At 60.2% G+C, this 24,045-nt stretch carries 19 protein-coding genes and 1 pseudogene; 14 read left to right on the top strand and 6 right to left on the bottom strand.

Annotated features, from left to right (window positions below; all coding sequences use genetic code 11):
- Positions 1 to 26 precede the first annotated feature (26 nt).
- The 5 genes and pseudogenes from prfA (at position 27) to kdsA (ending at position 3,773) form a co-directional block, all read left to right on the top strand.
- Positions 27 to 1,109 carry a peptide chain release factor 1 gene (prfA, locus tag FY206_RS14090; protein ID WP_032641070.1) on the top strand — a complete coding sequence of 361 codons (1,083 nt, stop codon included), beginning with the start codon at positions 27 to 29 and terminating at the stop codon, positions 1,107 to 1,109.
- The gene (prmC, locus tag FY206_RS14085; RefSeq protein WP_032641068.1) at positions 1,109 to 1,939 is read left to right on the top strand and encodes a peptide chain release factor N(5)-glutamine methyltransferase; all 831 of its coding nucleotides are present in this window, start codon (positions 1,109 to 1,111) and stop codon (positions 1,937 to 1,939) included. Before prfA ends, prmC begins: the two co-directional genes overlap by 1 nt.
- 8 nt (positions 1,940 to 1,947) lie before the next feature.
- Positions 1,948 to 2,040: pseudogene (locus FY206_RS25575) on the top strand (siroheme synthase); the annotation flags it as partial.
- Positions 2,041 to 2,072: 32 nt separating this feature from the next.
- The gene (gene sirB1, locus FY206_RS14075; protein WP_032641067.1) at positions 2,073 to 2,882 is read left to right on the top strand and encodes an invasion regulator SirB1; all 810 of its coding nucleotides are present in this window, start codon (positions 2,073 to 2,075) and stop codon (positions 2,880 to 2,882) included.
- 36 nt (positions 2,883 to 2,918) lie between these two features.
- Positions 2,919 to 3,773, top strand: a complete 855-nt coding sequence (gene kdsA / locus FY206_RS14070) for a 3-deoxy-8-phosphooctulonate synthase (RefSeq protein WP_032641064.1) — start codon at positions 2,919 to 2,921, stop codon at positions 3,771 to 3,773.
- 114 nt (positions 3,774 to 3,887) lie between these two features.
- Here kdsA and chaA read toward each other — a convergent pair whose 3' ends face one another.
- Positions 3,888 to 4,988, bottom strand: coding sequence for a sodium-potassium/proton antiporter ChaA (chaA, locus tag FY206_RS14065; RefSeq protein ID WP_024907071.1), 1,101 nt, complete (start codon positions 4,986 to 4,988; stop codon positions 3,888 to 3,890).
- Positions 4,989 to 5,257: 269 nt separating this feature from the next.
- Between chaA and chaB the strand changes: the two genes are divergently transcribed.
- Together chaB and FY206_RS14055 are read left to right on the top strand one after the other, a co-directional pair.
- Positions 5,258 to 5,488 carry a putative cation transport regulator ChaB gene (gene chaB, locus FY206_RS14060; RefSeq protein WP_032642623.1) on the top strand — a complete coding sequence of 77 codons (231 nt, stop codon included), beginning with the start codon at positions 5,258 to 5,260 and terminating at the stop codon, positions 5,486 to 5,488.
- 177 nt (positions 5,489 to 5,665) lie between these two features.
- A complete protein-coding gene (locus FY206_RS14055) occupies positions 5,666 to 6,361 on the top strand; it encodes a gamma-glutamylcyclotransferase (protein ID WP_032641062.1) in 696 nt (231 codons plus the stop codon).
- A 29-nt stretch (positions 6,362 to 6,390) separates the two neighbouring features.
- Here the strand turns inward: FY206_RS14055 and FY206_RS14050 are convergent, their stop codons facing one another.
- From FY206_RS14050 to FY206_RS14040, 3 genes are all read right to left on the bottom strand, one after another.
- Entirely contained in the window at positions 6,391 to 6,630 is a 240-nt protein-coding gene (locus FY206_RS14050; protein WP_032641060.1) for a DUF1883 domain-containing protein, read from the bottom strand.
- Positions 6,631 to 6,841: 211 nt separating this feature from the next.
- Positions 6,842 to 8,626 (bottom strand): methyl-accepting chemotaxis protein, encoded by a 1,785-nt coding sequence (locus FY206_RS14045; protein WP_032641059.1) that lies wholly within the window; start codon positions 8,624 to 8,626, stop codon positions 6,842 to 6,844.
- 106 nt (positions 8,627 to 8,732) lie between these two features.
- Positions 8,733 to 9,086 carry a DsrE/DsrF/TusD sulfur relay family protein gene (locus tag FY206_RS14040; protein WP_032641058.1) on the bottom strand — a complete coding sequence of 118 codons (354 nt, stop codon included), beginning with the start codon at positions 9,084 to 9,086 and terminating at the stop codon, positions 8,733 to 8,735.
- Between the two features lie 72 nt (positions 9,087 to 9,158).
- Here FY206_RS14040 and nasR point away from each other — a divergent pair, with 72 nt between their 5' ends.
- From nasR to FY206_RS14005, 7 genes are all read left to right on the top strand, one after another.
- The gene (gene nasR / locus FY206_RS14035) at positions 9,159 to 10,343 is read left to right on the top strand and encodes a nitrate regulatory protein NasR (RefSeq protein ID WP_032641057.1); all 1,185 of its coding nucleotides are present in this window, start codon (positions 9,159 to 9,161) and stop codon (positions 10,341 to 10,343) included.
- A 228-nt stretch (positions 10,344 to 10,571) separates the two neighbouring features.
- A complete protein-coding gene (locus FY206_RS14030; RefSeq protein ID WP_032641056.1) occupies positions 10,572 to 11,819 on the top strand; it encodes a CmpA/NrtA family ABC transporter substrate-binding protein in 1,248 nt (415 codons plus the stop codon).
- Between the two features lie 2 nt (positions 11,820 to 11,821).
- The gene (gene ntrB / locus FY206_RS14025; protein ID WP_032641055.1) at positions 11,822 to 12,700 is read left to right on the top strand and encodes a nitrate ABC transporter permease; all 879 of its coding nucleotides are present in this window, start codon (positions 11,822 to 11,824) and stop codon (positions 12,698 to 12,700) included.
- A gap of 9 nt (positions 12,701 to 12,709) precedes the next feature.
- Positions 12,710 to 13,498 carry an ABC transporter ATP-binding protein gene (locus tag FY206_RS14020; RefSeq protein ID WP_032641054.1) on the top strand — a complete coding sequence of 263 codons (789 nt, stop codon included), beginning with the start codon at positions 12,710 to 12,712 and terminating at the stop codon, positions 13,496 to 13,498.
- 13 nt (positions 13,499 to 13,511) lie between these two features.
- Positions 13,512 to 17,498, top strand: coding sequence for a nitrite reductase large subunit NirB (gene nirB, locus FY206_RS14015; RefSeq protein ID WP_077064367.1), 3,987 nt, complete (start codon positions 13,512 to 13,514; stop codon positions 17,496 to 17,498).
- Complete coding sequence (locus FY206_RS14010; RefSeq protein WP_032641053.1) at positions 17,495 to 19,972, top strand: nitrate reductase; 2,478 nt, start codon at positions 17,495 to 17,497, stop codon at positions 19,970 to 19,972. Before nirB ends, FY206_RS14010 begins: the two co-directional genes overlap by 4 nt.
- Positions 19,973 to 20,171: 199 nt before the next feature.
- Entirely contained in the window at positions 20,172 to 21,578 is a 1,407-nt protein-coding gene (locus FY206_RS14005; protein WP_032641052.1) for a YchO/YchP family invasin, read from the top strand.
- 3 nt (positions 21,579 to 21,581) lie between these two features.
- Here FY206_RS14005 and narL read toward each other — a convergent pair whose 3' ends face one another.
- Positions 21,582 to 22,232, bottom strand: a complete 651-nt coding sequence (gene narL, locus FY206_RS14000; protein WP_032641051.1) for a two-component system response regulator NarL — start codon at positions 22,230 to 22,232, stop codon at positions 21,582 to 21,584.
- A complete protein-coding gene (narX, locus tag FY206_RS13995; RefSeq protein WP_032641050.1) occupies positions 22,225 to 24,021 on the bottom strand; it encodes a nitrate/nitrite two-component system sensor histidine kinase NarX in 1,797 nt (598 codons plus the stop codon). The genes narL and narX overlap by 8 nt, the downstream gene beginning before the upstream one ends.
- Between the last annotated feature and the right edge of the window lie 24 nt (positions 24,022 to 24,045).

The raw sequence follows: 24,045 nt of genomic DNA, 5'->3' as shown, positions 1-24,045 counted from the left end.
TTCTAAGACAAGGTGCATTTACGCCTATGAAGCCTTCTATCGTCGCTAAACTGGAAGCTCTGCACGAGCGCCATGAAGAAGTCCAGGCGCTGCTCGGGGATGCCGGGACCATTGCGGACCAGGAACGTTTTCGCGCGCTCTCGCGTGAATACGCGCAGTTAAGTGATGTTTCTAAATGCTTTACCGACTGGCGACAGGTTCAGGAAGATATCGAAACCGCGCAGATGATGCTCGACGACCCCGAAATGCGCGAGATGGCGCAGGAAGAGCTGCAGGATGCGAAAGCGCGTTCCGAAGAGATGGAGCAACAGCTTCAGGTGTTGCTGCTGCCGAAAGATCCGAACGACGAGCGTAACGCGTTTGTGGAAGTCCGCGCCGGGACCGGCGGTGACGAAGCGGCGCTGTTTGCCGGGGATCTGTTCCGCATGTACAGCCGCTACGCCGAGTCGCGTCGCTGGCGCGTGGAGATCATGAGCGCCAACGAAGGCGAACACGGTGGCTACAAAGAGGTTATCGCCAAGATCAGCGGCGACGGCGCGTACGGCCGTCTCAAGTTTGAATCCGGCGGCCACCGCGTGCAGCGCGTGCCGGCCACCGAATCTCAGGGCCGCATTCACACCTCCGCCTGTACGGTGGCGGTGATGCCGGAGCTGCCGGAAGCTGAACTGCCGGACATCAACCCGGCGGACCTGCGCATCGACACCTTCCGCTCCTCCGGGGCGGGCGGCCAGCACGTTAACACCACCGACTCCGCTATCCGTATTACCCACCTGCCAACCGGCATTGTGGTGGAGTGTCAGGACGAACGCTCGCAGCACAAAAACAAAGCCAAAGCCTTGTCCGTACTGGGCGCGCGTATCCACGCGGCCGAAATGGCGAAACGCCAGCAGGCGGAAGCCTCTACGCGTCGTAACCTGCTGGGCAGCGGCGATCGCAGCGACCGTAACCGCACCTACAACTTCCCGCAGGGCCGCGTGACCGACCACCGCATCAACCTGACGCTGTACCGTCTGGACGAGGTGATGGAAGGGAAGCTGGATATGCTGATTGAGCCTATCGTGCAGGAATACCAGGCCGACCAGCTGGCGGCGCTGTCCGAGCAGGAATAATGGATTTTCAGCGCTGGTTACGTGAGGCGGCCGGGGAGCTCTCAGAAAGCGAAAGCCCGAAACGCGACGCCGAAATTTTGCTGGAGCATGTGACGGGTAAAGCCCGCACCTACCTGCTGGCATTTGGTGAGACGCTGCTGACCGCTGAGCAGCAAGCGCGGCTCGCTACGCTGCTTGCCCGGCGTAAAAACGGCGAGCCGGTGGCGCACCTGGTCGGCGAACGTGAGTTCTGGTCACTGCCGCTGTACGTCTCGGCGGCAACGCTGATCCCGCGCCCGGATACGGAATGTCTGGTCGAGCAGGCGCTGGCGCGTTTACCCTCAGCGGCCTGCAGTATTCTCGATCTCGGTACGGGTACGGGCGCTATCGCACTGGCCCTCGCCACCGAGCGGCCCGACTGCGCGGTGACGGCGGTGGATGTGATGCCCGACGCGGTGGCGCTGGCGCAGCGTAACGTGGAGCGTCTCGGCCTGACTAACGTGACCGTGCTGCAGAGCAGCTGGTTTAGCGCGCTGGATAAGCAGACGTTCGGGATGATTGTCAGCAACCCGCCCTATATCGACGAACACGACCCGCACCTTGCGCAGGGCGACGTTCGCTTCGAGCCGCTGACGGCGCTGGTGGCTGGCAACAACGGGTTAGCCGATCTCGATCGCATTGTGACAACGTCACGGAAACATTTGCTTCCCGGCGGCTGGCTGCTGGTGGAACATGGCTGGACGCAGGGCGAAGCCGTACGCGCGCTGTTTACGCAAGCGGGTTATCGCGCGGTTGAAACCTGCCGCGACTACGGCGGAAATGAACGGCTGACGCTGGGCCAGTGGGCGTGAAGCAAGGCTATCTGCCATTTACTGATAAAGGCGTAAGGCTGACTGAAAGGCGGTTTGGCGTTATCATCTACATTGTTTTGAGTTTTATCGCGCCCGGACGTAGCTGTACGCTCGGGCGTTACTGGGGTAAGTCATGAAGTCCTTAGCCGATTTCGAATTTAATAAAGTGCCGCTTTGCGATGGCATGATCCTGATTTCTGAGATGATTCGTGACGATTTCACGTCGCAGTTTGTCTACGATGAGCTGGAGAATCTGGTCAGCCTGGCGCGTGAAGAGATCAATCAGGCGCGCCCGCAGGACTGGCAATTAGAGAAGCTGCTTGAGCTTTTCTACGGCGAATGGGGTTTCTGCGACACGCGTGGCGTGTATCGCCTGTCTGACGCATTATGGCTGGACCAGGTCTTAAAAAATCGTCAGGGCAGCGCCGTTGCGCTGGGCTCTATTTTGCTGTGGGTCGCGCACCGCCTGGATATTCCACTGGTGCCGGTCATTTTCCCGACGCAGATGATCCTGCGGGCGGAGTGGCTGGACGGTGAGATGTGGCTCATTAATCCCTTCAACGGCGACACGCTGGATGAACACACGCTGGACGTGTGGCTGAAAGGCAATATCAGCCCGGTAGCCGAGCTCTTTAATGAAGATCTCGACGAGGCGGATAACGCCGAAGTGATCCGCAAGCTTCTGGACACGCTGAAGTCCGCGTTAATGGAAGAGCGTCAGATGGAGCTGGCCCTGCGCGCCAGCGAAGTGCTGCTGCAGTTTAATCCGGAAGACCCGTACGAAATTCGCGACCGCGGGCTGATCTATGCCCAGCTCGACTGCGAGCACGTGGCGCTGAACGATCTGAGCTATTTCGTCGAGCAGTGTCCGGAAGACCCTATTAGCGAAATGATTCGTGCACAGATCAACGCGATCTCGCACAAGCAAATTACACTGCATTAAACTTAATTCCGATTCACACCTGAATAAGGCGATCCTATGAAACAAAAAGTGGTTAGCATTGGTGATATCAAGGTAGCAAACGACCTGCCGTTCGTGCTGTTTGGCGGCATGAACGTGCTGGAATCCCGCGACCTCGCCATGCGTATCTGCGAACATTACGTGACCGTGACCCAGAAGCTGGGCATCCCGTACGTGTTTAAGGCCTCTTTTGACAAAGCCAACCGCTCCTCCATCAACTCTTACCGTGGCCCGGGCCTGGAAGAGGGGATGAAGATTTTCCAGGAGCTGAAGCAGACCTTTGGCGTGAAAGTGATCACCGACGTGCATGAGTCCTGGCAGGCGCAGCCGGTGGCAGACGTGGTTGACGTGATTCAGCTTCCGGCATTCCTGGCTCGCCAGACCGACCTGGTTGCCGCGATGGCGAAAACCGGTGCCGTGATCAACGTGAAAAAACCACAGTTCGTGAGCCCGGGCCAGATGGGTAACATCGTCGATAAGTTTATCGAAGGCGGTAACGACAAGGTGATCCTGTGTGACCGTGGCGCAAACTTCGGCTACGACAACCTGGTTGTCGACATGCTGGGCTTCAGCGTGATGAAGAACGTCTCTAACCAGTCTCCGGTTATTTTCGACGTGACCCACGCCCTGCAGTGCCGCGACCCGTTCGGCGCCGCGTCCGGTGGCCGTCGTGCCCAGGTGACCGAGCTGGCGCGCGCCGGTATGGCGACCGGTCTGGCAGGCCTGTTCATTGAAGCGCACCCGGATCCGGCCAACGCGAAATGCGACGGCCCGTCCGCGCTGCCGCTGGATAAGCTGGAGCCGTTCCTGAAGCAGATCAAAGCGATTGACGATCTGGTAAAGAGCTTCGACGAGCTGGATACCAGCAAATAATAAAAAACCCGCTTCGGCGGGTTTTTTTATAGAACATATTGCCGGGTGGCGCTGCGCTTACCCGGCCTACAAAACCCGTAGGCCCTGCAAGCGAAGCGCCGCTGGGCAAAAAGACTACGCAAAGATCGTCATCAAATACGCAATAAACAGCGCCATATGCGCCGCGCCGTTCAGCACGTTAGTGCGCCCGGTTGAGAACGAAATCTGGCACAGCAGCAGCGAGGCGACCATCACAATCATCTCCGGCGCGCCCAGCGCAAACTGCAATTCATTCCCGGTCATAAAGGCAATCAGCGTCACTACCGGTACGGTGAGTGAAATCGTCGCCAGCACGGAGCCGAAGAACAGGTTCATTGCGCGCTGCACCTGATTGTTCAACACCGCCTTCAGCGCCCCGAGACCTTCCGGAGAAAGGATCAGCAGCGCCACCAGGAAGCCGGTAAACGCCACCGGAGCGTTCAGCTCGGTTAATAGCGTCTCCAGCGGGTTGGCGTTCATCTTGGTGACCGCGATAACCGCAATCAGATGCACGATCAGCCAAACCGTATGCCACGCGCTGCTGTGGGCCGACGGCTTGCCGTGATGCGGGTCATCGTCGTCGCTGTCGTCCTCATGCTCATAGACAAACAGGCTCTGGTGCGTTTTGGTCTGAATCAGCAGGAACACGCCGTACATGGCGGCAGAAATCAGTGCGACCAGCAGGGCCTGACCGGTAGAAAAATTCGCGCCCGGCAGCGCCATCGGGAAGACCAGCACGATAATCGCCAGCGGGAAGAGGGCGATCAGATACTGTTTAATGCCGAACAGGTTCATATACTGGGTCGCAAATTTGCGTCCGCCCAGCAGCAGAGAGAAGCCCACCAGGCCGCCCGTCACAATCATAATGATGGAGTAGAGCGTATCGCGCATCAGCGTCGGTGCGGCATCGCCGGTCGCCATAAGCGCGGAAATCAGGCTGACTTCGAGAATCACAACGGAGAGGCTGAGAATTAACGATCCGTACGGCTCGCCCAGACGATGGGCTAATACGTCCGCATGGCGGACGACGCTAAATGCGCTGGTTAAAATACCGACCAGGGCAAGAATATTGATACCAACCACCACTGGCAGTGACTGACTGCTTCCCCAGAAGAGCAGCACAGCCAGTGCCAGAACCGGGAAAATGAGTGACGTCTCCTTGTGGCGGGTCTTAACCGCCTCGTGTGTTGCTGTCATGTGCTTCTCCATCAATGCAGGTGCTTGTAATTATAGATAGATTTTGAGGACATTAAACTAACAGAAATCTGTTAAATACCCTTTATTTTTTACCTAAATTTACCCTATGTAATGTTTTTATTGTTTAAGGCTTATAATGCCGCATCTCTATGAAATAGATATTAAATAAAAATGGATTATATTTTTAATATAGTCATTAACGATCGTCGAGTGGCGCCATGATGTATCGTCGTCCACACTTATCTCTTTAGCCAAAAGAGAGGTTAATGATGCCCTATAAAGCGAAACGCGAATTACCGGATAACGTGCAAAACGTGCTGCCCGCTCACGCGCAGGATATCTACAAAGAGGCGTTTAACAGCGCCTGGGATCAGTACAAAGACAAAGAAGATCGTCGGGACGACGCCAGCCGCGAAGAGACTGCACACAAAGTCGCCTGGGCCGCAGTAAAACATGACTATGAGAAGGGAGACGATGATAAATGGCACAAAAAGAAATAGCCGTGAAATAATTCGCTGCCTTCATTTTGACTTTTCAGGCGGTTGAACTTCCGTTGTATTGCAACGGGTCCGCTAATTGCTTATCGTTATTTGACTGCTGGCAAAATGACCAGCATAGAAGGCCGGGAAGGCGAGTTTCAGATGTCGCAAGGAAGCATGCAGTGGCGGAGGTGTAAAGTGTTAACGCGTGATTTCTTAATGAAGGCAGATTGTAAGACGGCATTTGGTGCTATTGAGGAATCGCTTCTCTGGTCAGCTGAACAACGTGCGGCGTCGCTCGCTGCCACGCTTGCCTGCCGCCCGGATGATGGCCCGGTATGGATTTTTGGCTACGGCTCCCTGATGTGGAACCCGGCTCTGGAATTTGTTGAATCGGCAACGGGCACGCTGCCCGGCTGGCATCGTGCATTTTGCCTGCGCCTGACGGCCGGACGCGGCAGCGCGTGTCAGCCTGGGCGCATGCTTGCACTGAAAGAGGGCGGACGCACCACGGGCGTGGCGTATCGCCTGCCCGATGCCACGCTCGAAGAGGAGCTCACGCTGCTCTGGAAGCGCGAGATGATCACCGGCTGCTATATGCCGAGCTGGTGCAAGCTGGAGCTGGACGACGGACGCACCGTCAACGCGCTGGTGTTTATTATGGACCCGCGCCATCCGCTCTATGAGGCGGACACCCGCACCCAGGTGATCGCCCCGCTCATTGCCGCCGCCAGCGGGCCCTTGGGCACCAACGCGCAGTATCTTTTCTCTCTCGACCAGGAGCTAACCCGCCTCGGCATGAAGGACGACTGTCTGAACGAGCTGGTGGTAAAGGTGAGGGCGCTGCTGGAAGGGAACCCGCTCAACGGCACGCTGCGAGCAGGATTTGCATGACGATACGCCCGGCTCGCCGGGCGCATCATTTATGCGGCTACGTAACTGACGGAATGCTCCAGCGACGGGCTGTGGCTGTCGATCAGCACATCCCAGGTGCCGGTATACGGCACGGTAAGCCAGGCCTTGTCATCCTGCACGGTGAGAATATCCGCCTGTGACTGTTGCTGCGCTTTCGAACTCATCAGATGAATACGGCAGCGCTCTGAGCAACGCACCACGACCGTATCCCCGCCAAACAGCTTCAAACTTGTTTTTACCAGTGCCATTTTGTACCCCGTAGTTTTAAACAACGCTCTCCCTGCAGCCATGTCCGAGCGTGATATTGTTCACAATTCACTCATGGCATAACACCAAAGGGGGAGCGTCGGGATGCTGATTTTGATCAAAAAATGGCATAACGATTAAACAAAAATGACAAAATCCCTCAGAATTTCCGCTGGCGCGCGTTTTACCCGCTAAACGCGCGCCGGAATAAAATTATATGCGGAAATGACCGGCCGTTTCAGCAAGGTCACCCGCCTGGCTCTGCAGGGCGCCCGCGGCGGCGGCGGATTCCACCACCAGCTCGGCGTTCTGCTGGACCATCCTGTCGAGATGGGTCACCGCGTGGTTGATCTCATGGATGCCTCTCATCTGCTCGCTGGTGGCGATGGAGATTTCACGCATAATGCCGGAGACGCTACCGATGCTGGAGCGGATCTCGTCCATGCTTTCCCCCGCCAGATGCACGTAGCGTGAGCCTGTCGCCACGCTGTCGGTGGTGGAATCAATCAGCGATTTGATCTCCTTCGCCGCCTGGGCGCTGCGGCTCGCCAGGTTACGCACTTCGCCTGCGACGACGGCAAACCCGCGCCCCTGTTCACCCGCACGCGCCGCCTCGACGGAGGCGTTCAGCGCCAGAATGTTGGTCTGGAACGCAATGCCGTCAATCACGCTGGTGATATCGCCAATTTTTGCCGACGCGACTTCGATGGACTGCATGGTGCTGATCGCCTGGGATACCACTTCGCCGCCGCGCGCCGCGGCCGCTGAGGCTTTGCTGGCCTGATCGTTCGCCTCTGCCGCCGATTCATTCGACTGCGTCACCGAGGCGGTGATCTGCTCCACGGCGCTGGCCGTCTCGCGCAGGCTGGAGGCCGCCTGCTCGGTGCGTCCGGAGAGATCCTGGTTACCGGCGGCAATCTCCTGCGCGGCGTTTTTCACCGATTCACTGGCGTCGCGGAGCTGCACCATCACCACCGACAGCTTATCGCTGAAGGCGTTAAAGGCCTGCGCAATCTGCGCCACCTCGTCTTCGCCGGTATCCGGCAGGCGCTGCGACAGGTCGTTAGTGCCGTTGGCAATGCTGTGCATCGCGTCGCGAATGTCAGACAGGCGCTTTAGCAGGCGGGCAATCAGGAAGTGCACAATCGCTGCGCTCAGCAGCGCCAGGATCACCAGCGAAATCCCCGATGCCTTAAGCAGGGAACGCATGCCGGAGGTGGCGTCACCGCTGTCGAGCGCGACGACTAACAGCCAGCTGGTGCCCGGCACGGCGGTCGCCACGAAGGTTTTTTCAGCATCATTCAGCGTTCCGTCGATCGGCTTACCGTTTTTTAACGTAGCAAAATCAACGCCTTTAATTGTCTCAGCAAACGGCTTAAGCGTCAGGGCCGGATCGTTGGCCGCAATCACGCTGCCGTCGCTGTTCAGCAGCAGGCCGCTGCTGGCCGGGGTGGGATGGATCCCGCGCACGTTTGCCACCACGCTGTCCATGGCCACATCGCCCGCCACGACCGCTTTCAGGACGCCATTTTCTTTTACCGGCACGGCGAAGGTCACCACCAGTTTACCGGTCCCTGCGTCAACGTAGGGCGCGGTAACAACCGGACCGTCCGTGCTCACCACCTGCTGATACCACGGGCGTATGGTCGGGTCATAGTCCGCCGGAACACCCGCCGGATCGGAGAATTTCGCGGTTTTGCTGGCATACCCAACATAGACGTTGGTGAATCCACCCGCCTGCGCAAGCTGCTTAAACACCGGAACCGGATCGTCGCTCAGCGCAACGGTCTGCGCGGAGGCGATCGCCGTCATCTTGCTTTTTACCCAGTCGGCAATCGCCATATTATGGCTGGCGCTGGTGCTGGTCAGAATATCGCGCTGGGACTGCTGGTTATCCTGGCGCGTGACCTGGAAGTTAATAACGGTATTAAGAAGAAGGGCGACGACCAGACAGCCTGCCGTCGTCGCGATGATGCGTGCACGAATCGATCTGAACATAAGTGAAATACCTGCTGTGTTGTTTCCATGCCTATCGGCAACCCCGCAGGTAAACTTGATGCTGAAACCGCGTCCATAAGAAAATAATATTTTTACGGCTTTACTATTAAAAAGTTAATACTTTATCGGCGGACAGCGTCCACTCGGCCAGCTCAACCAGCGTACCAATTTCTACGCCATCAATCAGCGGCAAACCGCTAATACCGCGCCCGTCGGTACAGGTCTTACACAGCTTCACCGGCACGTTTTGCGCGGTGAGGATCTCCAGCATCTGCTGAATGTTATAGCCCTCTGCCGGCTTTTGGCCCTTCAGCCCGGCGGTGACCGCGTCCGACATTAAAAAGAGTTTTAACGCCAGGTCGCTCTCTTTTTCACGCAGCGCAATGGCCAGGCGCAGGCTGTTAAAAAGGGATTCGCTGCCGTAAGCGGCACCGTTGGCGACAATCACAATCTTTTGCATGTTGACTCCTGTTCTTATAAAGGCACGAATATTGCTTCGCTTTCCCGAGTTTCGCCGTTCTGGAGAGTAAGCATGACATTAATGGCTGGCATTTCGCCAGGCGCTGCCGAATGGCTCGAGCGCGCACGAACGATGCGCAGGGAGCAGCTCAGCAGGCTGGCACAGCTGGGCGTACTTGTGCACGGCATTAGCCAGCTGGTGCACATGTTACAGTGTGAACGTGGGGCATCCAACGTCTGGCTCTGCTCAAAGGGTAAGCTTTACGCCCCCGAATGCAAAGCCAGCCGGGCGCTGGTGGATGAAAACCTCGCTTCACTTTATGACATGCTTGAAGCACAGTCCCCGCTACCGGGAAGTACCGTCTGTGAACGCATTGGTGGCGCGTTGCTGAACCTGGATACGCTTCCCGCACTGCGTGACGGTGTTAACCGGCAAACGGTAACGGCACCGCAGGCGATGGAGCACTACTCCCGCATGCTTCGCCATCTGCTCAGTATCGTGCCGCAGCTCAATGACAGCATTGACGATCCGCAAATCGCAGGCCGGTTTGTCGCCCTTTATAGCCTGATGCAGGGTAAAGAGCTGGTAGGGCAGGAAAGGGCCCTGGGGGCAATCGGCTTCACGCAGGGTTTTTTCGATGACGTAACGCGCCAGAGGCTGGTTGACCGTATTGACGGGCAGCAGGCCTGCTTTGAGATTTTTCTCTCGCACAGTCACGCCGACGTGCAGACCATCTTTTCCCTGCACTGTCAGCCCGATCGCGAAACGGAGCAGCTCCGGCGAGTCGCCTGTACCCGCCAGCCTCCCGCTGACGATGGCCTTACCGCACTGAGCTGGTTTGCTTTGCAAACCGCGCGCCTTGAGCATCTGAGCACGCTGGAGGAGACGATCATCGTCGATCTGATGGTGGCGGTGGACGAGCGTATCGAGGGTCACGACGAGTACGTGCTTCCCGCGGATGAGCAAGACGATCCGCTGATGCATTATCCAGAAAAACCGTTGCTCACCCTGGTACGTCAGCAGGCGCGCGAGATAGAACAGCTCTCGCGCCAGCTGGCGTCCCTGCGCGATACGCTTGAGGAACGCAAAATCATTGATAAAGCAAAAAGCGTCCTGATGACCCACCAGAGCATGAGCGAGGAACAGGCCTGGACGGCGCTGCGTAAGATGGCGATGGACAAGAACCAAAGGATGGTGGATATCGCCCGCGCGCTGCTTATGGTGAAGAATTTATGGCAGGTAACACCAAAGGAGTAGCTGCACAATCTGTGGGCATTTTCTGCCTGATTGAGGTGCGTTGTGACGAGGGGCGTTCTGCTAGCGCCGCGGAAACTGCGGGTTAAAACCTGGCATTGCCTTTGCATTATTCGATTAACCATTTTTGACGATGCGCCAACGGCGGTGCATCCGTCTTCGGGATAAAGGCGTCCACTGGTGCTTCGGCACCGTGGGCGCTTTTTTTTGCTTTTTTTTTCAGGAGTGGTCATGGCGGATTTGTCGAGACGGCGGTTTTTGCAGGCCAGCATGCTGGCGAGTGGTGCAATGCTGTTACCGGGTGTCATGCAGGCCGCATGGGCGGCAGGTTCGGATAAACCGGAGCAGGAAACGGTGCGCATCGGGTTTATCCCGCTGACCGACTGTGCCCCGGTGGTTATCGCGGCGCTGAAAGGGTTTGATAAAAAATACGGTATTACCATCGTGCCCACCAAAGAGGCGAGCTGGGCGGCGGTGCGCGACAAGCTGGTGGCGGGCGAGCTGGACGCCGCGCACATTCTCTACGGCCTGCTCTACGGGCTGGAGCTGGGCATCGCCGGCAAGCCGCAGCAGATGGCGAACCTGATGACGCTCAACCAGAACGGCCAGGCGATTACGCTTTCCAGCGATCTGGCAGAGAAGGGCGTTCGCGATCTCGACGGGCTGAAAACGCTGGTCGGGCAGCAGGCGCCCGGCACTTATACCTTCGCGCACACCTTCCCGACCGGGACGCACGCCATGTGGCTCTACTACTGGCTGGCCAGCGCGGGCATTAACCCCTTTGACGACGTGCGCACGGTGGTGGTGCCGCCGCCGCAGATGGTAATGAACATGCGCATTGGCAACATGGTGGGCTTTTGCGTTGGCGAGCCGTGGAACGCGCGGGCCATCAACGACCGCATCGGCTTGACCGCCGCCACGTCGCAGTCCATCTGGGCCGACCATCCGGAAAAAATCCTCGGCACGCGTCGCGACTGGGTGGAGAAAAATCCGCACACCGCCCGGGCGCTGGTGAGCGCCGTGATGGAGGCCGCGCGCTGGATCGAGGCGTCCCCGGAAAACAAGCGTGAAACCGCGCAGATCCTCTCCCGGCGGGCGTGGCTCAACTGCAAAGAGCAGTATCTCACCGGACGCATGCTCGGCGAGTACGACAACGGCCTGGGGCAGCGCTGGCAGGACGCGCACCCGATCCGCTTCTTCAACGAGGGGGCCGTGAGCTACCCGTATCTCTCTGACGGCATGTGGTTCTTAACCCAGTTCCGCCGCTGGGGCTTGCTCAAATCCGCACCGGACTATGCGGGCATTGCGCAGCGCATTAACCAGACTGCGGTCTGGCAGGATGCCGCCACGGCGGTGGGAGGCATGACCACGCCGTCTTCCCCCCTGCGCAGTAGCACATTGATGGACGGCACCGTCTGGAACGGTACCGACCCGGAAGGATACGCCAACCGTTTCGCCATTCACCGTAAAGGGGCCTGAATATGCCGCATCTGCAAAATACGAAACCACAAGAGAAGCCGGAGAGTGGGGAGGTGATTCTCCTCCCCCCGGTGCAGGTTCGCCGCCGTACGCCGACGATTGCGCGTCGGATTAACGCGATCCTTTCGCGCATTATTCCGGCGTGCCTCGGGCTGGGACTGCTGGTGGTGCTCTGGCAGCTGGCGGCGATAAACAGCAAAGGCTTCCCGACGCCGCTCAGCACCCTCGACTCGGCCATAACCCTGTTCGCCGATCCGTTTTATCGCGACGGGCCAAACGATATGGGCATAGGCTGGAACGTGCTTGCGTCACTGCAGCGCGTCGCCATCGGCTTCGGTCTGGCAGCGCTGGCGGGTATCCCGCTGGGCTTTCTGATTGGCCGCTTCACCTTTTTCTCGCGCATGTTCAACCCGTTAGTTGCCCTCCTGCGGCCGGTCAGCCCGCTGGCCTGGCTGCCCATCGGCCTGCTGCTGTTCCAGAAAGCGGAACCGGCCTCCAGCTGGACCATTTTTATCTGCTCCATCTGGCCGATGGTGATCAACACCGCCGAAGGGGTGCGCCGCATTCCGCAGGACTACCTCAACGTCGCCCGGGTGCTGCAGCTCTCTGAGTGGACCATCATGCGCCGCATTCTCTTCCCGGCGGTGCTGCCCGCGGTGCTGACCGGGGTGCGCCTCTCCATCGGTATTGCCTGGCTGGTGATTGTCGCCGCCGAGATGCTCACCGGGGGCGTAGGGATCGGCTTCTGGATCTGGAACGAGTGGAACAACCTCAACGTCGAAAACATTCTCATCGCCATCGTCATCATTGGCGTGGTCGGGCTGCTGCTGGAGCAGGGGCTGATGCTGATTGCCCGTCGCTTTAGCTGGCAGGAAAAATAAGGAGCGAGCATGAAACCATTAATTCAGGTCCAGGGCGTGAGCCAGCGTTTTTCCACCGCCAGCGGCGAGTTTCTGGCGCTGCAAAACGTCTCTTTTGATATCCACGAGGGCGAAACCGTCAGCCTGATTGGTCACTCCGGCTGCGGTAAATCGACGCTACTCAACCTTATCGCCGGTATTACACTGCCGACGGAAGGCGGGCTGATTTGCGACAACCGCGAAATCGCCGGGCCGGGTCCGGAACGTGCCGTGGTCTTTCAGAACCACTCGCTGCTGCCGTGGCTCACCTGCTTCGACAACGTGGCCCTGGCGGTCGACCACGTGTTTCGCCACAGCATGAGCAAGGCGGAGCGCAGGGAGTGGATTGAGCACAACCTCGACCGCGTGCAGATGGGGCATGCCCTGCACAAGCGCCCGGGGGAGATCTCCGGCGGCATGAAGCAGCGCGTGGGCATTGCCCGGGCGCTGGCGATGAAGCCGAAAGTCCTGCTGATGGATGAACCCTTCGGCGCGCTCGATGCCCTGACGCGCGCGCATCTGCAGGACTCGGTGATGCAGATCCAGCAGGCGCTGAACACCACCATTGTCCTTATCACCCACGACGTGGACGAGGCGGTATTGCTCTCCGATCGCGTGCTGATGATGACCAACGGCCCGGCGGCGACCGTGGGGGAGATCCTGCGCGTTGACCTGCCGCGTCCGCGTAACCGGGTGCAACTGGCGGACGACAGCCGCTACCACCACATGCGCCAGCAGATCCTGCATTTCCTCTACGAAAAACAGCCGAAAGCGGCGTAACGAGGGGGCGTTGATGCGACTGGTGATTATCGGGAATGGAATGGCGGCTACCCGGCTGATTGACTCGCTAACCGGACGGGCCTCGGGTCGTTTTGCTATCACCGTCGTCGGTGATGAGCCAGAGCATGCCTATAACCGCATTCAGCTTTCGCCGGTGCTGGGGGGCGAGAAAGCGGCTCGGGACATCTGCCTTCAGGATGACGACTGGTATCAGGAGCGTGGCGTAACGGTGCTGCGGGGCGAAAGGGCGCTTGCCGTGGACGTGGCGTCACGGGAAGTGCGTACCGCCGCCCGCACGCTGGGCTGGGATGCGCTGGTGTTTGCCACCGGTTCAACGCCTTTTGTTCCGCCCGTCCCCGGCAGCGATGCGCCGCAGGTGTTCACGTTTCGTACCCTGGAGGATACCCGGGCCATTCAGGCGATTGCCGGTCCGGCGGTGGTGCTGGGCGGCGGCGTGCTCGGGGTTGAGACGGCGGCAGCCCTGGCACGCTCGGGTGACCACGTCACGCTTGTTCATCGCGGCCCGTGGCTGATGGAACAACAGCTGGACCAGCAGGCGGGAATGCTGCTGGAAGAGGCGCTGGCGGCGCGGGGCGTGCGCTGCGAGCTCGCCTCCGGCATCTCGGCCATTAACGACAATACCGTGACGCTGCTCAACGGACGCAGCATCGCTGCGGCGCGCGTGGTGCTGGCGACCGGCGTCCAGCCCAACGTCGCGCTGGCGAAGGCCAGCGGCATTCGCTGCGCGCGCGGGATTGTGGTGGATCACCAGATGCAAACCTCCACGCCGAGCGTCTACGCCATAGGCGAATGCTGCGAAATTGACGGCCAGACGTTTGGCCTGGTCGCCCCCTGTATGGCGCAGGCGGAGATCCTCGCCGCACGGCTGGCGGGCGAAGCCACCGCGCCGTTTGTTCTGACTGACAACGGGGTGCGCCTCAAGGTGACCGGCGTGGAGTTGTTCAGCCTCGGTCGCGCGGCGGAGCAGGAGGGCGATGTCGTCTGGCGCGCATGGGATCCGCTGACCCGCCACTATCGACGCTTACTGATCCATCAGGGGGCGCTGGCGGGCGTGCTGCTGATGGGCGACTGCCGCAGCGCGGCAACATTTACCCATTTACTGGCAACGGCCGCGCCCGCGCACGCGGACTGGCTGTTCGATCGATTCACTACGCAACCGCAGGTTGCAGGACAGAACGCTATGACAAAACCTACTCTGGTGGTGGTTGGGCACGGTATGGTCGGCCATCATTTCCTTGAGGATTGCGTGAACCGCAATCTGCATCAGCAGTATCAGATCGTGGTCTTTGGCGAGGAGCGCTATGCCGCCTATGACCGCGTACATCTCTCAGAATATTTTGGCGGCCGCAGCGCGGCGTCGCTCTCGCTGGTGGAAGGTGATTTTTTTGCCGACAACGGCATTGAGCTGCGCCTCTCGCAGCAGGTCGTCGCTATTGACCGCGCCGCGCGCGTGGTGCGTACCGCCAGCGGGCATGAGACCCACTGGGACAAACTGGTGCTGGCGACCGGCTCATACCCGTTCGTTCCACCGGTGACGGGCAACGATCTGCCGGGGTGTTTTGTCTACCGCACGCTCGACGATCTGGACAACATTGCCGCCCACGCGGCGGGCTCGCGTCGCGGCGTGGTGATTGGCGGCGGGCTGCTGGGGCTGGAGGCGGCGAATGCCCTGAAGCAGCTCGGGCTGGAAACCCACGTGGTGGAGTTTGCGCCCAACCTGATGGCGGTGCAGCTTGATAACGACGGCGCGTCTATGCTGCGCAAGAAAATCGAGGCGCTGGGCGTCGGCGTTCATACCTCGAAAGCCACCACGGAAATTGCCTCGACGGACGGCGGGCTGGTGCTGCGCTTTGCCGATGGCGAACAGCTGGAAACGGACATGGTGGTCTTTTCTGCCGGTATTCGTCCGCAGGACGCGCTGGCGCGCAGCAGCGGGCTGGCCATCGGCGAGCGCGGCGGGATCGGCATTGATAATAGCTGTCGCACCTCCGACCCGGACGTGCTGGCCATCGGCGAATGTGCCCTGTGGGAAGGGAAAATCTTTGGTCTGGTCGCGCCGGGCTACCAGATGGCGCGCGTCGCCGCCGCCGCGCTGGCGGGTGAGGATAAAACCTTCACCGGCGCGGATATGAGCACTAAGCTCAAGCTGCTCGGCGTCGACGTTGCGTCGTTCGGTGACGCTCACGGGCGCACGCCGGGAGCGCTGAGCTACCAGTGGACGCACGGTCCGCAGCAAATCTACAAGAAAATCGTGGTCAGCCACGACGGCAAAACGCTGCTCGGCGGCGTGCTGGTGGGGGACGCCAGCGAATACGCCACGCTGGTGCAGATGATGCTTAACGGCATCAGCCTGCCGAAAGCGCCGGAAACGCTGATATTACCCGTGTCCTCTGGCAGCGCGCCAAAAGCGCTGGGCGTGGCGGCGCTGCCGGAAAGCGCGCAGATCTGTTCGTGCCATAACGTCAGCAAAGGCGATATTTGCCGGGCGGTGAACGAAGGCGCAGCGGATATCGGCGCCGTTAAGCAGTGCACCAAAGCGGCGACCGGCTGCGGGGGCTGTAGCGCGCTGGTGAAGCAGGTGATGGAATTCCAGCTTGCCGAGCAGGGCGTGGAGGTGAAAAAGGACATCTGCGAGCACTTCCCCTACTCGCGGCAGGAAATTTATCACCTGGTGCGCGTTAACCATATCCGCACCTTTGACCAGCTCATCAGCCGCTACGGTCAGGGGCACGGGTGCGAAATCTGTAAGCCGCTGGTCGGGTCAGTGCTGGCCTCCTGCTGGAATGAGTACCTGCTCAAACCGGCGCATCTGCCGCTGCAGGACACCAACGACCGTTACTTTGCCAATATTCAGAAGGACGGCACTTACTCCATCGTGCCGCGCATGCCCGCCGGAGAAGTGACGGCAGACGGGCTGATCGCCATCGGGCAGATTGCGAAACGCTACAGCCTGTACAGCAAAATTACCGGCGGGCAGCGTATTGACCTGTTTGGTGCCACCCTGGAGCAGCTGCCGGAGATCTGGCAGGCGCTGGTAGACGCCGGGTTCGAAACCGGGCACGCCTACGGAAAATCCCTGCGTACGGTGAAATCCTGCGTCGGGTCGACCTGGTGCCGCTACGGCGTGCAGGACTCCACCGGCCTCGCGGTCAAACTGGAGCACCGTTATAAAGGCCTGCGCGCGCCGCACAAAATCAAGATGGCGGTCTCCGGCTGCACCCGCGAGTGCGCCGAGGCGCAGAGCAAAGACGTGGGGGTGATTGCCACGGACAAGGGCTGGAACCTCTATCTGTGCGGCAACGGCGGCATGAAGCCGCGCCATGCGGATCTTTTCGCCAGCGATCTGGACGACGAGACGCTGATCCGCACCGTCGATCGCTTCCTGATGTTTTACATCCGCACGGCGGATCGCCTGCAGCGCACCAGTACCTGGATGGACAACCTGGAAGGCGGCCTCGACTACCTGCGCGAGGTGATCCTCAACGACAGCCTCGGCATTGCCCACGAGCTGGAGCAGGAGATGGCTCGCGTGGTGGAGACCTACCAGTGCGAATGGCAGACCACGCTTAGCGACCCCAACCGCCTGGCGCTGTTCCGCACCGCGGTGAACGACGCTGCCGCCGAGCAGGGCAAACGCTGGCAGGAAATCTGCGCGATTGAGGATATCCCGGAGCAGGCGGGCATTGGCGCGCGTCTTGGGCGCAAGCCGATCGCGCTGTTCCGCTTTGGCAAAACCGTTTACGCCCTCGACGATCGGGAGCCGGGCGGTGAGGCAAACGTGCTTTCACGCGGCATTCTGGGCGATGCGGCGGGCGAGCCGGTGGTGATTTCACCGCTCTACAAGCAGCGCATTCGCCTGCGCGACGGCTGTCAGGTTGAGAACGGCGAACCCGCGGTGCGCGCCTGGCCGGTGAAGATTGAAAACGGCAAGGTGTGGGTTGGAAGCGACGCCCTGGTCATGCGCGCGGAGGCCTCATGACGGAAACCCGGACAACATGCCCCTACTGCGGGGTGGGCTGCGGCGTGGTCGCCCGCGTGGAAGGCGGCGCGGTGAGCGTTCGGGGAGATGAAACCCATCCGGCGAACTTTGGCCGCCTGTGCGTGAAAGGATCGGCCCTGGGGGAAACAACGGGGTTACGGGGGCGACTTTTGCGCCCCGTGGTTGACGGCCTTGAGGTGGACTGGACGCAGGCGCTGAGCGCGGCAGGAGAGCGCCTGCGGGAGATTATCGATAAATGGGGGCCGCAGGCGGTGGCGTTTTATGCCTCCGGCCAGCTGTTGACCGAGGATTACTATGCCGCCAACAAGCTGATGAAAGGGTTTATCGGCGCGGCAAACATTGATACCAACTCGCGGCTCTGCATGTCCTCTGCCGTCGTGGGCTACAAGCGCGCCTTTGGCGAAGACGTGGTGCCGTGCAGCTACGAAGATGTGGAAAAGAGCGATCTGGTGGTGCTGGCGGGGTCGAACGCGGCCTGGACGCATCCGGTGCTCTATCAGCGGCTGGTGCAGGCAAAGCAAAACAATCCGCAGATGAAGGTGGTAGCGATCGATCCCCGCAGAACCGCGACCTGCGATATTGCCGATCTTCATCTGGCGCTGAGGCCGGGCAGCGACGCCGGGCTGTTTGTGGGGTTGCTCAATCTGATTCAGGGCACCGCTGAGTGGCCAGTTGCCCGCGTGTCGGCGTTCTGCGACCTCCCGGAGCAGGATATCGGTATGTTTTATGACTGGTTTGTCACCGCGCCACGCGCTATCACGCTCTACACCATGGGGATCAACCAGTCATCGAGCGGCAGCGACAAGTGCAACGCCATCATCAACGTCCATCTTGCCAGCGGGAAGTTCAACCGCCCGGGCTGCGGCCCGTTTTCGCTGACCGGACAGCCAAACGCCATGGGCGGCCGGGAGGTGGGCGGGCTGGCGAACCAGGTGGCGGCGCACATGAACTTCGAGCCGGACGACCTTTCGCGGGTAGCGCGCTTCTGGGGAACGGAGCGGCTGGCGCAGACGCCGGGCCTGATGGCGGTTGAGCTGTTTGATGCCATTGCCCGCGGCGAGGTGAAGGCGGTATGGATCATGGGCACCAACCCGGCGGTCTCGCTGCCGGACAGCCACGCGGTCTGTCAGGCGCTGGCAGACTGCCCGCTGGTGATTGTTTCTGAGGTCATGAACGATACCGACACCAGCCGGTTTGCCCATATCCGTTTTCCCGCGCTGGGCTGGGGAGAAAAAGACGGAACGGTGACCAATTCCGAGCGACGCATTTCTCGCCAGCGCGCGTTTCTGCCTGCGCCGGGTGCTGCAAAGCCAGACTGGTGGATCGTTGCTCAGGTTGCAGAACGGCTGGGCTACGGCGACGCCTTTGCCTGGCAGCATCCGCACGAGATTTTTGCCGAGCATGCGGCGCTGACGGCCTTTGAAAATGACGGCGCGCGGGCGTTGAATCTTCATGAGCTGGCTGCGTTAACCCGTGAAGCGTGGGATCGCCTTGAGCCGTATCAGTGGCCGACCGGGGATTTCCAGCGCCGAAACGTGGTGCCCGTTAATCCGCTGCCGCACGGCGCGACGGCCTCCGCGCTGTACCCGCTGATCCTCAACACTGGCCGCATCCGCGACCAGTGGCACACCATGACCCGGACGGGGTACGTGCCCCGGCTAATGCAGCATATCGCGGAGCCGCTTGTTGAGGTCTGCGCCAGCGATGCCGCTCGGTTTTCGTTGTGTGACGGCCAGCTGGCGCGCATTAGCTCGCCGCGCGGCGTGATGCTCGCCAGGGTGCGCATCAACGACGGGATAAGGAAAGGCGAGGCGTTTGCCCCGATGCACTGGAACGCCGCGTTTGCCCGCCAGGGAAAGGTGAACGCGCTGGTGGAAGGGCGCTGCGATCCGGTTTCGGGCCAGCCGGAAAGTAAACAAACCGCTGTCAGAATCATGCCCTGGCTGCCCGCCTGGCAGGGTGAGCTCTATGCACGCGAATGGCCGGATATGCCCGCTTCGGTTTACTGGTGGCGTAAAGCCTCGCGAATGACGATCGCGGATGATAAGCCGCTGCTTTCGTGGGTCATGGACTATGCCAGCGGCCGGGGCTGGCAGCTGCAGGTTGCGCAAACCGGCGAACGCAGCAGCGTGCTGGCCTGGCATGAAGGTCAGCTGATGCTCGGCTTCTGGGAGGGCACCGCGCCGCCCGAGCTGGCGCACCCGGTGATTGACGCTGCGTTTCGCTCGCCGCCCTCGACGCCTGCAGAGCGTCATGCGCTGCTGAGCGGGCAGGGCGTGGAGGAGAGTGCGGATCCTGGGCGCATTATCTGTAGCTGCTTCAGCGTCGGGGAACATGCGATTCAGGAGGCGATTGCCGGAGGGTGCGATTCCGTGACCGCGCTGGGAGCGAAGCTGCGCTGTGGTACGAACTGTGGCTCCTGCGTGCCGGAGCTGAAGGGACTGCTTGGATGAGGGGGTAAGGGCGTCGGGTAGCGGCTGCGCCTTACCCGACCGACAAATTCGTGCCGCCCCGTAGGTTGGGTAAGCGTAGCGCCACCCGACAATCAGATCAGGATAATCCTGAAATGTCCGCCAGGACTGTATTTCACCGCGTATCGCGTTAACATATTAAGAATTTATCCATAAACACAGGTTCTCATTTACGACGTTGATGGCCGTATCGTCCCCCATTCGTTTTCTGTTATTACTCCCCCTGATTATGGCCGGAGCCGTTCACGGCGCGCCGCATTCCTTTATCCAGCAGGCACAGAATCCCTTTGATAATGACGGGGACAATCTTCCCGATCTGGGGTTGGCCGCGCCAACCCGCGAGGGAGAAAAACACCTCGCCGAAATGGCGAAAGCCTTCGGTGAAGCAAGCATGACCGATAACGGCCTGACGACCGGCGAGCAGGCGCGTCAGTTTGCCTTTGGGCAGGTGCGCGACGCGGTAAGCGGGGAAGTGAACCAGCAGATTGAGTCCTGGCTTTCGCCCTGGGGGAACGCCAGCGTGAACCTGCTGGTGGACAACGAGGGCAAATTCAACGGCAGCAGCGGGAGCTGGTTTATCCCCTGGAACGATAACAACCGCTATCTGAGCTGGAGCCAGCTTGGTCTGACCCAGCAGACGGATGGCCTGGTCAGTAACGCCGGAATCGGCCAGCGCTGGGTCGCCGGGAAATGGCTGCTGGGTTATAACACCTTCTACGATAATCTGCTGGACGAAAACCTTCAGCGCGCCGGGCTGGGCGCGGAAGCGTGGGGAGAAAATCTGCGCCTGTCAGCGAACTATTACCAGCCCTTGGCCGGCTGGCGCGAACGCTCTGACGTCCAGGAGCAGCGCATGGCGCGCGGATATGACGTCACCGCTAAGGCCTGGCTGCCGTGGTTCCATCATCTGAATACCAGCGTTAGCTTCGAGCAATACTTTGGCGATAACGTCGATCTCTTCAACAGCGGCACCGGCTATCACAACCCGGTGGCGGTCAATCTGGGGCTGAACTATACCCCCGTCCCGCTGGTCACATTGACCGCCGGGCACAAGCAGGGCGAAAGCGGCGAGAGCCAGAATAATCTCGGGCTGAAGCTCAACTACCGCTTTGGCGTGCCGCTGGTTAAGCAGCTTTCCGCCGATGAGGTTGCCGCTACGCGCTCCCTGCGCGGAAGCCGCTATGACTCGCCGGAGCGCAATAGCCTGCCGGTGATGGAGTTCCGCCAGCGTAAAACCCTGTCGGTCTGGCTGGCCACGCCGCCGTGGGATCTCAAAGGGGGCGAGACCGTCATGCTGAAGCTTCAGATTCGCAGCGCGTACGGCATTCGCCAGATCCACTGGCAGGGGGATACGCAGGCATTGAGCCTGACGTCACCGGCGAAAAGCAACAGCAGCGAGGGCTGGAGCGTGATTATGCCTGCCTGGGATGAACGGGAAGGGGCCACCAACCGCTGGCATCTGTCGGCGGTCGTGGAAGATGAGAAAGGCCAGCGCGTCTCGTCCAATGAGATCGTGCTGACCGTCGTGCAGCCGCTGGTCGCCCTGCCGGACAACGATCCGCGCTGGAAGCTGCTGCCGGAGGAGTAATCGTTAAAAAATGCGTTCCTGATGCACCCATACGGCAGCTTCCACGCGGGATTTTAACTTCATTTTCTTCAGCATATGCTTCACGTGCACTTTGACCGTGCTTTCGGTGATATCCAGGCGGCGGGCGATCATTTTGTTCGGCAGCCCCTGGGCAATAAGTTTGAGAATATCGCGCTCGCGCGGCGTGAGCTGGCTGACGTCACGGTCAGAGGTGGCGCGGTTGGCGCGCAGGCTGGCGGCCAGCACCGGCGTTAAGGTCTCACTGAGTACCATCTCGCCCGCCGCCGCCTGCTGCAGCGCCTTAAGCAAGTCTTCCGGCTCCATGTCCTTCAGCAGATACCCATCCGCACCGCGCTTCAGCGCCGTGACCACATCCTCTTCATGGTTCGACACGCTAAAGACGACGATGCGTCCGGAAAGCGATTTCTCCCGCAGCTTGTCGAGGGTTTCCAGACCGTTCATGCCGGGCATGTTGAGATCGAGCAGGATCAGATCGGGATCGAGGGATTCGGCAAGCTCAATGCCCTGTTCACCGTTGCTGGCTTCGCCTACCACGGTGATATCGGGTGCCATGCTGACCAGCTGTTTTACGCCAGTGCGCAGCATCGGATGGTCGTCGATCAACAGGATGGATGCCGGTTCCTGATTAGTCATGGGTTTCTCCTTGAGCAGTTGTAAGCGGTTTTTCGGGAATAAAGGTGACGACAACTTCCGTGCCGCCCGTCTCTCTCCGGCGAACCTGGCAATCACCGCGCAGGCTTTGGGCGCGGTCTCGCATGATAATTAAACCATAGTGGTTAGTGCGTTCGGCATTTTCCGGCACGCCGCGGCCGTTGTCGTGAACCGTGAGCTTCACCTGATTGTCGTGCTGGCTGACGGTGACCGTGACCGCCGTCGCGTCAGCGTGTTTGAGCACGTTGCTCAGCGCTTCGCGGGCGATCTGCAGTAAATGGATGGCCTGATGGGAGGGGACAAACCGCGGCGGGAGCTGGTAATCCAGCTTCACCGGGAACCCCAGCCGGGCGCTAAATTCCTGACAGCTGGCCTCCAGCGCCGGTCGCAGGCCCGGCTCGGTCAGCTGCAGGCGGAAGGTGGTCAGCAGCTCGCGAAGCTGTATCCAGGAGGTGTTCAGCTCGTTGCGGATCTGGCTGAGCAGCTGCTTATTGCTTTCCGGCATCTGCGCATCCTGCATCTGCAGACAGCTCACCTGCATTTTCATACAGGAGAGCGACTGGGCGATGGAGTCGTGCAGCTCGCGGGCGATGGTCGCGCGCTCCTCCATGACGATCAGCTGCTGCTGCTTTTCCTGATGCCGGTCGAGCGCCAGCGTGGCCGTTAGCTGTTCGACCAGCGTATCAACCAGCTGCTGCTGGTCGTGGCTCAGGTGACGCCCGGCGGGCAGCGTTGCCAGCAGAATACCGTATTGGGTGTGGCTGTCGGTCAGGCGCCACTTCAGGGTGGTGCCGGCGGAGGTCAGCGGCGGCAGGCCGCGAGGGCAAAGATGGCAGCCTTTATCATCGCAGGACATATCCGACTGACAGGTAAATTCCTGATGGTTGTCTTCGTCTTCCACGTCGTAAACCCGCAGCTCCAGGTCGTGCAGCAGGGTCAGGTTTTGCAGGCCGTTCAGTACCGGCGAGAGGCGTTCGCATAGCGGCACCTGCATGTGCAGACGACGGTTGGCCTGCCACAGGAAGGAGAGGATCTGGTTTTTCTGCTCCAGCCCTGCCGTTTTTTCCTGAACGCGCTGTTCCAGCACCGCGTAGCTCTCGGAAAGCTCAGCCGACATGGTGTTGAGCGCCTGGCCGAGCATCGCCATTTCGTTGCGTCCGCTGATGTGCGTGCGCTGGGTAAAATCCCGAGCGGTCACCGCGCGGGCCATGGCCAGCAGCTGTTTCCACGGATTCAGCAGCCGCGCGCGGAGCCAGATAATGGTGAAGATGAGCAGCAGAGCCATAAACAGCGCCATGGCGCGATGCACCATCACCACCCGGTCAATGCGTAATTCAGTGGTTTGATCGAAAGAGGAGACCAGGGCGTCAATGCGCGAGACAAAACCCGCCACGTCCTGCGCGACCGTCTCCGGGCTTTGCGCCTGTTTCAGCCCGGGTTCAAGCTGGGTGTGCCAGTAGCCCTGAAGGGCTTTAAGCTGGGATTGCTGACCGGCGCGGATGGCGGCATTTTCCAGCTCAGGGCTGAAGGCCGTGCGCTCCATTTCATCAATCAGGGGTCGATCGTCCTGCGTCAGGGGGATCGACGCCAGCAGGCGATAACTCTGCATGCGTAGCGAGCCTGCCTCGTTGATGGCATGGGCGTTACCCTGTACGCCCTGTACCAGCCTGCCGGAAATCGCCATGCCGGTTACGCCAATGGCGGTGGACAGCAGGACGATCAGCGCGAGCTGATTGACGAGCGTCAGCGGAGATAAACATCTTTTTAACATAGAGGTGGCGTGCTCCTGACGTGG

This window comes from Enterobacter chengduensis (assembly GCF_001984825.2).
GTDB lineage: Bacteria > Pseudomonadota > Gammaproteobacteria > Enterobacterales > Enterobacteriaceae > Enterobacter > Enterobacter chengduensis.
Note: the sequence above shows the minus strand (reverse complement) of the source record. Positions and strands in the feature narration are given on the sequence as shown.